At 47.2% G+C, this 14346-nt stretch carries 8 protein-coding genes; all 8 read right to left on the reverse strand.

From position 1 onward, the window contains the following. Window positions 1-68: 68 nt before the first annotated feature. On the reverse strand, window positions 69-713 hold the full coding sequence (locus SSED_RS07880) for a uracil-DNA glycosylase family protein (protein WP_012141868.1): 645 nt from the start codon (window positions 711-713) through the stop codon (window positions 69-71). A 43-nt stretch (window positions 714-756) separates the two neighbouring features. Further along, window positions 757-1416: a hypothetical protein gene (locus SSED_RS07885; RefSeq protein WP_012141869.1), complete on the reverse strand. Its 660-nt coding sequence runs from the start codon at window positions 1414-1416 to the stop codon at window positions 757-759. Between the two features lie 299 nt (window positions 1417-1715). Then, window positions 1716-3827, reverse strand: a complete 2112-nt coding sequence (locus SSED_RS07890; RefSeq protein ID WP_012141870.1) for an MtrB/PioB family decaheme-associated outer membrane protein — start codon at window positions 3825-3827, stop codon at window positions 1716-1718. 15 nt (window positions 3828-3842) lie between these two features. After that, window positions 3843-4844: a DmsE family decaheme c-type cytochrome gene (locus tag SSED_RS07895; RefSeq protein ID WP_012141871.1), complete on the reverse strand. Its 1002-nt coding sequence runs from the start codon at window positions 4842-4844 to the stop codon at window positions 3843-3845. Between the two features lie 79 nt (window positions 4845-4923). Beyond that, window positions 4924-6906: an OmcA/MtrC family decaheme c-type cytochrome gene (locus tag SSED_RS07900; RefSeq protein ID WP_012141872.1), complete on the reverse strand. Its 1983-nt coding sequence runs from the start codon at window positions 6904-6906 to the stop codon at window positions 4924-4926. Between the two features lie 434 nt (window positions 6907-7340). Further along, the gene (locus SSED_RS07905; protein WP_012141873.1) at window positions 7341-9557 is read right to left on the reverse strand and encodes an OmcA/MtrC family decaheme c-type cytochrome; all 2217 of its coding nucleotides are present in this window, start codon (window positions 9555-9557) and stop codon (window positions 7341-7343) included. A gap of 480 nt (window positions 9558-10037) precedes the next feature. After that, the gene (locus tag SSED_RS07910) at window positions 10038-12191 is read right to left on the reverse strand and encodes an OmcA/MtrC family decaheme c-type cytochrome (protein WP_049772106.1); all 2154 of its coding nucleotides are present in this window, start codon (window positions 12189-12191) and stop codon (window positions 10038-10040) included. A gap of 80 nt (window positions 12192-12271) precedes the next feature. Next, entirely contained in the window at window positions 12272-14209 is a 1938-nt protein-coding gene (locus SSED_RS07915; protein ID WP_041421594.1) for an OmcA/MtrC family decaheme c-type cytochrome, read from the reverse strand. Window positions 14210-14346: the final 137 nt, after the last annotated feature.

Consider the following 14346-nt stretch of genomic DNA (forward strand, 5'->3'; position numbering starts at 1 on the left):
ATTGCGAAATTTTAAGAGATTTTACCTGCTCTGGCTTGAATATGAGGTCACGCGTTGATATCTCAGAGCTAACTTATGATGCTCTTAACCCTGAGTTTGAGTTGAGGAAGGATCTCTGTTTCAAATTCAGGGTGTCGTTTAAGCCAGATATTATTTCGAGGGCTGGGGTGGGGCAGGACTATTTGTGATGGCCAGTACTGCTTCCAGCTTGCCACCGCTGATGTAACTGAGATCTTGGAGGACTTTTTTGAGCACTTGTCTGAATCAGGAGTATCGTTATCCAGATGATAGTCGATAGCGTACTGCCCAAGGATCACTGTTAGCTCGACTTTATCTAAATGACTCAATATCGCTTGTCGCCAACTCTTGGCACATAGGGGTATCGGAGGCTTATCGCCGGCTTTTTTTCCGTTTCGAATGATATTGCCCGGGAAACAAAATCCCATAGGCAAAATGGCAAATAAATTTGGGTCGTAAAATTGTGAGCTTGTTACACCGAGCCAACTCCTGAGTCTGTCACCACTGACATCCTTAAAAGGTAACCCCTGCTCATGGGCCTTTTGTCCCGGGGCTTGTCCTGCGATAAGAATTTTTGCGTCTGCACTAACTTGAATGATCGGTTTCGGCGGGTAGGGAAGCTCTGCCCGACAAAGTTGACAGGCAGAGATCTGATTGATTAAAGCGTCGAGCGTATCGCTATTACTTAACGCCATTATTCATCGCTATTATTTAAGAATAGTATTGTCACTATAGCGACTATGAGGTAAACATCTGCAGGGTTTGATATAGCCAATAAGCCATCAATGGGTAGCCGATGATTAAGGCTGAAAATGAGATGATACGGGCCTTGGTGTCGGGTTGGCTCTGCAGCGCCACATGAGCAACCAAGGCGGCAAACAGTGCCACCGGAGGGATAAGGTAGGCAATGGCGAGAAACAGGAAGGCGCCAAGGGATAAAATCATCGGGCCGTATGGCGTCGGAGCTCGTCCATTAAGGGTGAGTTGAAGTGGAAGCAGTGCCAGGGCAATGGCGACGATAATTAAGCCTATATTGAAGGCTATATCGGCAAAGCCTCTGTGATCCATCACAGTAAGGGCTAATGCGATTAATGGAATAATGAGTGAGCATAGGGTATGGATTTTGCTGAAGCGTTGACTCTGATATTTACCGGCGAAAAAGAACAGGGCATTCAATATCAGGTTCAATAATGTAAAGCCACCTAAGACTAAGATGATAAATGCCGTTGCCGTCGAGCCCGCAGCACTAAAAGCGAAGGCGGGGGTGGGGATAAGTAATAAGAGAGCGCTTATAGAGATTCGCTGAGTGTTGATGGCTGAACTAATAATTTTGATGAAATTTGAGACTAACTTTGACACTTTTGTATCTGTAATGGCTGGATTAAATACTGAATGCATGGGATCTCATGAAGCTTTAAAAGAGTTGCATTACGATCTACTAAAGTGAACCACAATTCAAGTTCAATTCGAGACTTGAGTAATATTTAAGTGGAAGTTCAGATCCAGTTCAAGGTTTGAAAGTGGGATATAAAAAGGCCAGATTCCATACAGATGGAATCCGGCCTTTCTTAGTCGCTAGAACCTAGTACCTAGAAACTAGAACCTAGAGTCTATAACTCATGCTCAACATGATGAGGTGTGCGGTGATAGGTCATAGAGCTGGCTGTTTGAGCCTGGCTCTATAACCTTTTTCACAACTACAGTCTGTAACTCATGCTCAACATGATGAGGTGTGCGGTATAGTCGTGGCTGTTAGAGCCAAAGCTGACTACATTCCAGATACCATCTGGTGCAATCTCATTTGCTGCATCATTATCCTGGTACTTCTCCATCTTATAATCTAATCTCAGAGCCATTTTTGGTGTGGCTTGGTATTGACCATAGATGTTGACGTTATGTGATTTAGCATAGTAATCACCGTAGTCACCGGTAATGCCTTGAGTGACTTGAGTGTTACTGTCTGAATCAGAGTAAGTGTAGTCAACGCCTAAACGTAACTTCTTCTCCATCAAGTTGTTATAGCTAAATCCTGCACCGATAACATCGACCTGATCTTCGACTGTACCAGTCCAGTTTGGCGCGGCGAAGTTGCTGCTGCCAGCCTGATCTGAGTCGATGTTCTGACGGTTATAGAAGGCCGTCACAGTCATATCATCGTTGAGTAGGTAACTGACGCTAGCATCGTAACTCAAATCTTTAGACTCGGTCAGACCGATTTGAGTGTCGTTGTAGTCATCAATTGCGTAACGAGTGCCAAAGTCTACTGTAAGCGTATCGATTGGACTGTGAGTCACACGAGCTTCAATCATAGTACGCTTACGGTCGGCCATATTGTACTTACGTAACAGGTCGTTTGACTCCGACGAAGTCCACTCAGATGCCTGATATTCAGAACCATCACGCTCGCCATAACTACCTTTGATCCACATATCCCAGTTTTCAAACGCGCTTAGACGGAATTTACTCCAAAGCGTATGTTCGTTAGTGGTTTCGCGATCTTGGTAACTGCGGTCATCGGTACGGTAATCGTAGCCGGCTTCCAGTTTCATTCCACGGGTAATACGATAATCGACACCTAACTTAGCGCGTTGGGTGGTGATATCGTAAGGCGTGTTATAAGCCGCCTGACCATTCACATCGTCGATACTGATCTGTGTCCACTGCTCAACATTGGTCTTGTTGTCACGATCTGTGTAGTCGTAACTGGCATTAAGGCGAACACTACGATTTATGCGTGAGATTAACTTGAGGTTAACCCCTGTCATATCGACACGGCCATCGAGAGATTCAGCCGGTGCTTGATAACCATAACCGGAAGTCACAAACTCTTGATCTTGAGTCATCTGACCGTAATGGACACGACCACTCATGATCGTCTTATCGGCGGTCACTTGCCCCATCAATGAAACAGTATGAGATTCATTATCCGGATCGAGTGACATATAACCGCGAGTCGCTGCACCGAAAGTTGGGTTAAACGCGTTATCGAAGCCTAACTGGCTATATTCATTCTTGAAGATAGAGCCATTGTAGTTGATGGCTGTAAACCAGTTGTCGCCTCTAAGCTTAATGCCTGCTTCGATAGTATCAGTGGTGTAATCAACAGGCTCGGCAAGCATCATAGACTGGTTAAAGAAGCTACCCGATGTTTGCTTAAGGCCTGATTTATCCTCACGCTGATAGTTAACGTAAGTGCTCCAAAGCTCTTCACCTTGGTACTCTATCCCCATTCCGGCGCGCTTACGCTTAAGCGATAGCTCTGTTGGGTTCAAGCTGGAGTAGAGCTGGCTCATCTCGTTGCTGGAACCTGCAGTTTGCCAGTTACCGGGTAGGGTGAGGTCATCTCCACCGACACCTTGGTAAGGGGTCATTGCACTGTCAGTCTTGTAGGTCGCAATCTGTCTGTAATTCAGGTTCAGGTTGTACTGACCCGCTTTACCGGCATTGATATCTAAGCGGCCATTTTCCATGCCAAGATTATCGGCTTCGATGCTGGCTCGGTAACCACCTTTGCCTGCATAGGTAAGGTCGGCGTCGACCTTGCCTGCAAACTCATCTTCGGCGGCAAAAGCATTTGCCGAACGAATGTCATCACTGTCGTTGTAGCCCACGCCGACACCGACTGTGCCGGCAAAGCCGGTTTCAACTTCACAGCGCTTACAGACCCACTTCTCGAACTTAACTTTACTCGTGTTCGCATTTTGAAGACCGTAGCCTTCGGCTGCGACTGCGGTACTAGTCATTAAAGTTCCGGCAACACCTGCGTTAGCAAGTAGAGCGAGGGTGACTAAATTTAATTTGAATTTCATCTTCTCGTCTCCTGATTAACGCTGGAACAGCTTGCCAGATGGATGGTTAGAACCATGGATCTTGCTGTGACAATTTAAGCAACTGTTGCCACCCGTGAAGGCATTATCACCGACACTCGAACCTTGACCAGTGTTACCGAAGTTCGCTCTGCTTGCATGGCCATCGCTGGCGTGACACTGCTGACAAAGTTGTGGAGCACGAGTCTTGAGCATGCCTTCATTGACTGAGCCGTGTGGGTTGTGACAAGTCACACAATCTTCAGTTACGGGTGCATGCTCCCACAACTTTGGGCCACGTTTCTCAGCGTGACATGAATAACATGTCTCGTTGACGCTTGGCTTAACCAGATCTGAATCGGCTAGCGTGCCGTGTGGATTATGACAATCGCTACACACCATTTGAGCCCATTTCATTGGATGGCTGGAGCGCTTGTTCATGTCCGCTTTCTGTTTGGTATGACAGCTGGTACAGACTTCCATCTCAGTGTTTTTAGAAAGCACCGGATCTTTGTCGGTGTGAACCGAGTGACAAGAGGCACAAGCAACCTCGGCATTGTCATGGTGTCCACCATTCCACGCCATACGCTTATCATCCTGGTGACAGCTCATGCAGACACTGTTTTGCTTCTCGGCAGAGAGAGTCGAGTCTGGACCGAAGGCGATCATCGGCTCTTTGCCACCCTTGTTATGCTTACCCATAGGGCCGTGACACGATTCGCACTGCAGTCCCGCCATAGGGCTCTTGCTCGAATCAATAGAGCCGTGAACACCTTTGAAGATATCCATGACTTTTTCAGACTTACGGTGACACATTAAGCAAGAGTCGGCGCCTTTAGGTGAGTACTTACCTTCGGCAAATTTCTTGTCCAGTGTCGCTTCAACTTCATCAGGCGTCATCTTGGCATCCCACTTAGAGGCTGTTGCAGTCGATGCAAAACCGAGTGAGAGTACTGCCGATACCATAAGGGCAGGTAAAACTGCCATAGATAGTGTTTTAAATTTGTTTGTGATTTTCATATTAGGCTTCCTAATTTGCACAAATAAGAGAGAAAACGGGGGAGGTGACTCCCCCTCTTTTCAACAAAGCTTTGGCAAATTACATCTTCACCTGAGTGTGATCGCTGATGGCCGGGTTATGACAGAAGAAACAAGTTTCAAGCTGTGCTGCATCGTTCGCAGCTTCATAAGAACCATCGATAATCGCACCTTGACCAACAGCGTGAAGCTTAGTGCTGTCTGACGTATGACAAGAGGTACAGGTTGCGGCAATAGGAGTTGTGTATCCTGCAGGTGTCGCCAGTGCACCTTTAACTTTGAACGCGTCAAGGTTAAAGTCGTTATGACACTGAGCACAATCTTTGATGATACCCTGCTCACCGTGAACCACGTGCAGTTTCATCTCGAATGCGCCTTTATTACCGCCGCTCATGTATGTACCGTCAGGTGTGTGACAAGCCACACAGCCATCGACACCCACAGTCATCTGACCGTTAACTTCGCGACCAAGTTGCTCAGTCATGATGAAGCCGGCGTGATAACCTTTATGAAGCTCAAACGTTTCACCGTGACAGCTTTCACAAGTGGCGAAGTTCACCGAATCGATATGACGAGTACTAGGCGCTTCACCAGAAAGTGTGCCATGTGCAAGTTCAGCTTTCATACTGGTAGTTGCAACGCCTTCTGCACAGTTGATGAGTTCAGCACCATCACTACATACTTCCAGGCCGATAAAGCTAAATGCAGTGTCTGTATCAGTGCCCGCAGCACCGAAAGGCAGAGTGCCGGTATTGATAACTAAGTTGCCATCGGCGATTTCAGCATTGTTGGCCAGCTCGCCACTTTGGACAAGGTCCAGTGCGACTTTGTGCTCACCATTTCCAGGACTTGGGTTGTAACCCATGATTGGGAAGTTAGGGCCAACGTTTGTGATGCTCTCTACTCGCTTAATCTTTGGCAGCAAGTTAGTGACATCCAGTACATTGCCGGCACTATCGGTAAAGCTGATGGTCAGATTGGCACTCTTATCATCCTGAACCGCTGTAAGTGTTGCATTCATGCCAATCTGATCGATAACGGCTTTCTTCTGAAGTGCATCTTCTGTGTGAAGCTCTTCGGTCCAACTTGCATTATGACAAGCGACACAGTTGCTGTTGTCAGCCTGCTGTGAGTGACCCTTGCCTGCTTCGAAGTCGATGTTAACGTGACAGCTGGTACAAGTTTCCATGGTTGGAACGCGAGTCCAGTTACCCCATTCGGTCAAGCCTTCTGTGCCATCTTCTGGCGCAACGTGACAGTTTGTACAGTCATTTTGAACGATATGCTGAGCCGTCACTGCATCTTTAGTAAACTCGCCGGTATCTCTGTCGGCTTTGTAGCCTTTGGCAGAGTTATGGACGTTGTGAACTAGGTGGTTCCACTCAATTTCTGGCTTGCCACGCTCTTCTGCGTACTCTTTAGTATGACAAGTTGCACAGGTTTCTTGTGTCATGTAGCTGTGGTAAATCTTCTCGCCTTCGGCATGACAGGCATTACAGCTAGCGGTTGAGACGATATCCTTGGTGTATGTGGCTTCATAGCCTTCACCACTGAAATCTTCTGCGATCTCAGCTTGAGGAACGGTAGTGACGCCATCTAACAGTGTTGAAGCCTTGGCAATCACATTATAGCGCTGCGTTAATGCTGAGTCGTATCCTTCAACTTCGATGTCGAAGGTGTAACTGCCATCTTGGTTATCGATGAAAGTTTTTTGTGAGCCGATAACCTGCCACTGTGCATTATCGCCTGCACCGGTTGAGCCTTGTGGAAGTAGCTGAGCAACTTTTTTAACTTCAAAGTCTTTCAGACCTACTACGGGAAGATCTTCTTCGTTCGTGGCGAAGACTTCGATGCTAGGCATACCATCGACATAGGTGACCTTAGTCACGTCTAAGTTTAACGTATTGATATACTCGGCAACCGGACCACCAGGATTGCCGTTATTGCCATCATCACCATCACTGCCGCCACAACCAGTTAAGGCCATAGAGACGGCGCTTGCTGCCAGAAGCAGCGCAAATTTATTATTTTTTACGTTCATCATTTTTTCCCTGCATAGGTTTGACATTGGCTTAAGTGCTGGCTGCAAGATGATAGTGATTCTCATTTGCATTTTTTCATTATAAATGTGCTACTTAGGTCAATGCTGGAAATAAAATTCCCCAATGAAAGGCTAACGTAATAGGGGCTGAAAATCTGCAAATCAGCTCTTAATGTGTGACCTAGATCAGCCTATTTATAAAGGGGTATATGGGGGGGGGAGGAAAGCTTAGCATAAACCGATAAAATGCTGATTTTATCGGCATTTAGGTCAATATCTTGTTTGAAAATGATACAGATTTGTTTGTTTTTATGAACAGAGATTTCTCTGTTGTAGACAGTAAAAAGGGAGGCTATGCCTCCCCTTATTTAGGTTGCGGTGATGACTTAGAAAATGACTAAGATAATCACCGCTAACGCTACTTCATTATCACGAAATTAGTGACCGTGAAGTGCTATTACTTTTTCTGGTGTGTGACAAGTCTGGCAAGCTTCAGCCGCACGTGTTCGAACGTCTTCTGTACTTGTACCGTCAAGGATACCGCCGTTAGTGACAATGTGAGACTTAGCCGCATCATCAAGGTACTTCTGGTGACAGCTTAAGCAAGTACCGGCATCAGATGAAACGAAGATACCAGTGCTATCCAATGTCTCCAAGTTAGGGTAGTTCCAAACACGCTCTGGAGAGCGGCCCAGCTCAAAGCCGTTATCGGTATGACATGTCTTACAGTCTGTTTTAACAACCGTTTTAGAACCAACACCCGCATACTTCAGGTAGTGACCTTCGGCGTGGTGCGCTTTGTAAGCGAAGCTTGTTGGCTTGTCAAACTTACCAGAATTACGCTCAGACTCTTTAACAGCCTTATCTGAAGTGTGGCATGCCTGACAGTTGACACCATTAGAGTCATGGTAGAACTCGGCGCCATGACAGTTGTGACACTTGGCATCATCAACAATTGAACGACGAGCGACAGCTGGCTCTTCAGATTGACCATTATTCCAGATGAAGCGCATTGGCTCGTCTTGGATGTAGGCCGCTTTTGCGTTGCCGGCAATAGTCACACCATCGTCATCGTAGCAAGACATAGGCTCAACAAGCGGACGACCGTAGCCACCTTTCTTAAAGCATGTCTTAACAACAGGAAGTAGCTCGAAGCTCTTACCATTGATGTCAGCTGGTAGCGCTATGTTTGCACTGACAACACTGAACGTCTTGTTAGCTTCATCATAGGTAGCCTGTGATGCATCATATAAGCTGATACGACGCTCTGAGTATTTACTACCCGTTTTGTATGCAGGGTAATCGGCATCGACATCCCAAGATACAACGATGTATGGGTTTGAATAACCTAGTTTGTAGATAAACTCTTTAGCAATTGGCGCACCAGCATCATCAAGAAGCTGTACATCAAAGCTCAGGCCTTGACCTTCAGGTTTGATATTGCTGAATGTTGCCGAGTAGTTCTTGCTTACGTCATAGGCTTTAGTTGCATCGCCATGAGCTTCAACACCGCTACGGGCATAACCCTCTTCGATGTGACAAGACATACAGTCAGTGCTGCTGTGCATTTGAGAAGGCTTCTCTGTATGACAACCCACACAAGCTGTGTTGCTCAGATTTGCTTTAAACAGATCGGCATTTGCAGGTGCATTTTCGCCTTCAACGTGACAAGCGGCACAATTTGCAGCAGGTTTTTGCGGGAACATCACCTTGCCGTAATCATGTACACCGCCACCATATCCGATAACTTTATATGGAGCAGGAACCATGCCTTCAGCCGTGCTGGTCATTCTCTCTTGTCCTTTATGGATCGCATGGATCATAAAGGTAAAGTCGACGCTGTTGCCACTTTCAGGGTCGCCTGAAGTGCCAGTGTGACAAGATGCGCAGTTTTCGATGTTGATTCGACGGCCGCCATGAAGCTCGAGACTCTCTGGCTGGTGACAGGTGTAACATGTTTCGATTGAAACTACGTCACGAGTCTGAATGCCTTCGGTTGTGCCGGTAGATGGCTGCCAGTCATAGTTGGCATTGGCAGCAAAGCTTGAGAGCTCAAGTTCCATAGTGGCACGTTGAGTTTCTTCTGCATTGTAAGTGACTTCGACAGGCTCAACGACACTACCGATATTTTGCTGATAGGTGTAGGTGTAGCTACCATCTTCGTTATCGACGAAACATGTCTCACAGTCGCCAGCTTTCTCTACATTAGCCTGGAACTGGTTCGATGGGTTGATATGTGACTCACCTTCAGGAACCCAGTCTGGATTCGGTGTTTTTTCAGCATTGATATAGGCTTGCCATTGGTAGCCTCTATCAACTTCGGTTTCACCCATCATCTCGGTGACATGGCTCAGTTGAGCGATACCGAAACGTAAGTCGTGATCTTTGGTCAGACCAAGAACGGCGACACCGTTGTCATTTTGAAGCTTGAAATCGACTGTTACGACGCCGGCCTCAACCGTTGCGTTAGTAAATATCGCGTTTACACTTTTTGCTGCGTCGATGTTAACGCCAACAACGCCATCTTTGCCATCTTCACCATCTTTACCGTCGCTGCCGCAACCGGCAAGTGCAAAAGAGAGTATCCCAGCACTGAGTACAGCCTTGGCTGCCGCACTCCTTTTTGCATTAAAAGAGTTGAACTTTTTCATCATGATTATTCCCTGCAATAGTTTTAATCATCACTAAACAAATCTAATTAAGCTCATCTTTATATGAGAGTGATTCTTATTATCAAATCGTTAATAAACAAGTGTTTAGTGTGTGGAATTAATTTCCACCTATAGGCTATCTAAGCAGGGACTTTTTAGCAGGTGTTTTAGGTGCTTTATGTGAGTTATGTCCGACTATTTCTTTAGGGGTAGGCAGATCGGACATGTTTTTGAGACAGAACAATAAATATTCCTTTTATTTTAACCATTTTGTTGCAGAATCCACTCAATTAAGGTTCAGTTGATTTTCAATTATTTCGACGTGAAATTCTTGTTTGACTGGCGTTAAGCATGACCACTGCCAGTATGTAAAAGTGGCCTTTACAAGTGTAGCGGAACGGTTGCTGTTTTATGCCGAAGTTCAATCTATAAAGCAAAAGAAAAGGGAGGCTAGCCTCCCTTTTCTCAGCTTATTGCAGAGATTTAATGAGCATGTAGGCTCATTAATTGCTCAGGTGTATGACAGGTCGAGCAGGCTTCGCTGGCACGAGTTTGAACATCCTCTTCACTGGTTCCATCTAAAATACCGCCGTTAGTGACGATATGGCTGGCCCCGGCATCACTCAGGTACTTTTGATGACAGGAGAGACAGGTTCCCACATCTGATGATACCCAGATATCTTCACCAGAGGTTTTATGGCCAAAGCGCCAAACTCTATCGCTCACGCGACCTAGTTTTATACCGTCATCGGTGTGACAGGTCATACAATCCGTTTTTAGCACTGTCCCGGATTCTACGCCTGCATATTTCAGGTAGTGTCCCTCAGCCGCGTGGGCCTTATAGGCGAAGCTGGTCGGTTTCTTCCCACCGGGGTAGCTGTCATCTGATTTAGTGGTCTTGTCCGATGTATGACAGGTCTGACAGTTGACGCCGTTATCATAATGGAACACCTCTTGATTATGACAACCCTGACACTTAGTCGTATCTATGATACTGCGCCTTGTGGCGGCCTGAGCGTCTGCATCCATACCCGTACCGGACCATACAAAGTGATAGGCTTCCTCTTTAACCTCGATAGAACGCGTATTGTCAGAACACTCAGTCATCATGACTTCTGCCACGCCGTAGCCTCCCTTGTTAAAGCAGACCTCGACGGCAGACCAGAGCTCGAAGGTTTTGCCATCGGCATCATTCGGCATATCGAAGTTATTGCCTGTGATGGTGAAGGTCTTTGAGTTCGCATCATATGTGCCTTCGCTGAGTTTGATGCGGCGATTGCTGTAGGATGCATCATTGTATGCCGGATAGTCTTTGTCACTGTCCCATGCGACGACGACTCGAGTCCCTTGGTTAATAAATTCGCCCGCAATAGCTGTTCCAGCAGCATCGATAATTTGCAGATCAAATTTGATTTTCCCATCGGCTGTTAAACCGATATTACTGAACTCAACGCTCATCGCCCTGGCATCGCTATAGGCCTTCATTACATCAAAGTGACGTTTCTCTGCACTGCCGGTTCCGGGGTAAGTATCGGTCGAGTTGTGACAACCTATACAGTTGGTACTACTATGATTTTGCGATGGTTTTTCGGTGTGACAACCCACGCAAGCGGTATTGCTGAGATCGGCCTTAAACAGATCTGCATCGGCTGGTGCGCCTTCTCCCTCCACGTGACAAGAGCTGCAATCGGCGGCGGGGCCTTGTGGGAACATCACCTTGCCATAATCATGTATTCCGCCGCCATAACCTATGATCTTATAGGGGGCAGGAACCATGCCATCGGCTGTGCTGGTCATCCTCTCATTTCCTTTATGAATCGCATGGATCATATAGGTAAATTCGACACTGTTTCCGCTTTCAGGATCGCCGGAGGTCGAGGTATGACAAGATGCGCAGTTTTCAATTGCGATTCTTCGTCCACCATGAAGTGCAAGGCTCTCGACTTGATGACAGGTATAGCAGGTTTCAATGGAGACGACATCCCGGGTTTGAATGCCTTCGCTGGACTCTGACGAGGGCTGCCAATCCAGGAAGGCATTGGCCGTTACCTGAGGAAGTTCAAGTTCGAGGGTCGCTCTTTGGGTTGAGTCGGCGCTGTAAGTAACGGTTAAAGGCTCGGTCACCTCTGCAATATTAACCTGATAAGTATAGGCATAACTGCCATCGCCGTTATCGAGGAAACACTCATCACAATCGGCGGCTTTTTCAACATTGGCCTGATATTGGTTCGAAGGATTGATATGCGATTCACCTTCGGGGATCCAATCCGGGTTGGGGGTCTTCTCGGCATTGATATAGGCCTGCCAGTTAAACCCTCTGTCTACTTCGGTATCGCCCATGGTTTCACTGACTCGGGTGAGCTGAGCAATACCAAAACGCAGGTCATGGTCTTTGGTCAACCCCAGTACCGCGACGCCATTGGCATTCGTCAGATCAAAATTAATGGTGATCAGGCCATCGGTGACCGATGCTGTAGAGATATTGGCGGACAGTGTCGCCGTGGAATCGATATTGACACCGACCACGCCATCTTTTCCATCTTCCCCGTCTTTACCGTCGCTTCCACAACCAAACAGCAGGGCAGAGCAAGTCAGCGCAATCAGATTAAGCGTCGAACTTTTTCTTTTTATATCCATAATTTTGCGTTCCATTTTTGCATCATCAAGGGGGAGGACACTCACCAGCTCATTGCATAAGTGCCTGATATTTTTGATTGTTATTCGTTGATTGGGTGCACTTTTAATATATCTGCAGGAGCACCTTCGCCGTGACAGGTGCTACAGCTTTCTGTACCCGCTGTCGCATCGGCCTCGCTACCCATAAATACGGCGCCCTGTTGAGTCATATGATTTTTGGCTGTGTCACTGAAGTGACAATCACTGCAGATGGCTGCGGTTGCACTGGTAAAGGTGCCGTTATCTATGGCTAATGGTTTTACACCCAAATTTAGGGGGAGCGCCGCGCTGAGAAGTCCTGTGTCATCACTGGCGTGGCATTGGGCACAGTTTCCGATCTGTCCCGGATAATTGAGACCCTCATAGCCCTCACGTTGTGCACTGTGGAGCGAATGGATCAGGTGCTTGTAGTCTGCCGTGGAAACAGACGGATTAGATGCAGTCGCATCGGCCATCATATTCGGGTTATGACAAAGCTGGCATTGCCCCTGTAAATCATTGCGTGCGCCGTGGAAGTTAAGGGCCTGTACGCCATGGCAACTTCCACAAGTGTCGTTGGTCACAACCACTCTCCTGCCTGTGTCCGTTAACTCGGCGGCAGAGAAGAACTGATGGCTCGATTTAAGGTTTACTGTCGAGAACGCATCCTCTTCGCAATCACCTAATTCACCTTGTGAAGAGCAGAGCTTACCCTGGATAGCTAAGACTCCCCTGTCGGACTCGGTTCCGGCAGGAATGGTCAGACCGCTGATTGCATAAGTGTAAATACCATTACTTCCTGAAATTGGCGAACTGTCTTGCAGCTTGAGTGATTTAGCCGAAGGCGCATAGTCGAAGCTGGTGCCCCAATTAGCATAGACGCGAAGATCGTCGATAAAATCGAGCTTATCGGCGCTATCAGCATAAACCGTATTGGTTACAGGATTGGTTAGCGTGATGTTAAAGGTCACTGTATTGCCTGTAAGGCTCGCACTCACTATGTTAGCGTTAAATTGCCCTAGCGCCTCATCGTCACCGCCATCATTATGGACGTTCGCCGTCCAGTCTGAGTTATGACAGGCGACACAGTTACTGTTATCAGTTTGCGCCGGGTGCCCCTCGCCTGCGGGGAAATCAATATTGGTATGACAAGAACCACAGGCTTCCATTCCAGGAACCCGTGCCCAATTCATGTTTTCGGTTAAGGTTTCATCGCTGGCGTGGCAGGTTTGGCAATTAGCTAATTCTCCCGGGAAACCGACCAGATGTTTAGTGTGGATCATCTGTGGAAAAATATTGTCGGGGTTACTCACCCTATCGGCGTTGTGACAGGTTACACAGGTCTCAACTTCATTGTACTTCTCGAAACCAGAAGGACCGTGAAAAGCCAAGTCGTTATGGCAGCTGTTACATGTCTCGATGGCGATAAGATCACGGGTATAGGCGGGCTCACCGCTGTCGCTCCAGTCGAAGTGTTGGTTAGTGGTTGGCAGTGGGCTGCCATCGGGCAGGGTGTCTCCACCAATCTTGATCATTACCCTCTGAGTCGAGCCGGGCTGATAGCTGACATCATTTAAACCATCAAATGCAGCACTGAACGTATAGCTGTAACTACCGTTTTTATGATCGATCAGTTCACCGGTGCAACCCGATGAACAGCTTTCCGAGACAAAGTACTGCCATTGGCTGCTGTTACCGGCGTTGGTGTAGCCTTGGGGAAGCAGTTGAGCGGCAATGTACGTACCTGTACTAATGCCTACTACTGGTTCATCGTCCTGATTGCTGACACGATAGTTTACCGTTGCGATACCTGCATCGGTTGTAACACCAGTGACCTCAACCATTAATGTGGAAATATCACTCGCCGGTGGTCCGCCAGGTTCGCCGGGATTCCCCGGCGCGCCATCATCCCCGCTGCCGCACGCCGCAAGGAGCAGTGTTAAGGTTAACGGTATTAATCTGTACAGGCTCACAGTATTTGATTTTGTGCTTTTATTCATCATCTCTTCCTTGGAATCTGTGCTAATTCTGCTCTTGCTAATTCTTATCTTTTCAAATCTTATGTTTCCAAATCTTATATTTCCAAAAGAATGCTTTTATCGAGTTCCCTGATTATCCAAGGGGTCAAAACTGGATT

This window comes from Shewanella sediminis HAW-EB3, from assembly GCF_000018025.1.
In the GTDB taxonomy this organism is placed as follows: domain Bacteria; phylum Pseudomonadota; class Gammaproteobacteria; order Enterobacterales; family Shewanellaceae; genus Shewanella; species Shewanella sediminis.